1 protein-coding gene is annotated in these 493 nt (G+C 72.6%); it reads left to right on the top strand.

Going from position 1 to position 493, the window contains the following annotated elements; all coding sequences use genetic code 11:
• The first annotated feature begins 212 nt into the window (after positions 1 to 212).
• On the top strand, positions 213 to 371 hold the full coding sequence (locus D7V93_RS45745; RefSeq protein WP_158623994.1) for a hypothetical protein: 159 nt from the start codon (positions 213 to 215) through the stop codon (positions 369 to 371).
• The last annotated feature ends 122 nt before the right edge of the window (positions 372 to 493 follow it).

Raw genomic sequence — 493 nt, forward strand, 5'->3', positions numbered from 1 at the left:
GGTCGGGGCTCGGGGCTCCAAGCTCGGCGACTCCGGGTGAAGCCGTTGGTCCCCCGAGGATGGAGCAACGGAGGGAGCCCCTGTTGCCCCCGGGGCCACGCCGTTCCCGCCGCTGTAGCGCCGGAGGTCACAACCGGGGTCGTCCGACCCCGGCCTCCCGAGCGGCGGCCCTGTCCGGCGCCCGGCACGTTCCATGCTTTGGCTCCGGGCCCATGGCGTACTACTGGAACGTGATGGCACTCTCCGTCGGAGTGGTCTTCTGCTTCATGCTGGGTCGGACCCTGTTCGAAGGCGCCGAACCGGCCCCCGCCCGGGTCTCGCCTCCGGCCTCGCGCGCGCTCCACGCGGACGCAGGCCACCCGCGCAAGTAGGGCTCCGCGAAGCGCCCCGTCGCGCGATGATGCGGGCCCTGTGAGCACGACGGGCACCCTCCTCTTCCTGCTGCTCTGGGGCCTGCTCCTCGCGGGGGTGCTCTCCATCGTCGTCTCCACGC

Source organism: Corallococcus llansteffanensis (assembly GCF_003612055.1).
Taxonomy (GTDB): domain Bacteria; phylum Myxococcota; class Myxococcia; order Myxococcales; family Myxococcaceae; genus Corallococcus; species Corallococcus llansteffanensis.

Bases quoted from the DNA above. Each gene is read 5' to 3' on its own strand.
- D7V93_RS45745 (WP_158623994.1), top strand. From the start codon at position 213: ATGGCGTACTACTGGAACGTGATGGCACTCTCCGTCGGAGTGGTCTTC.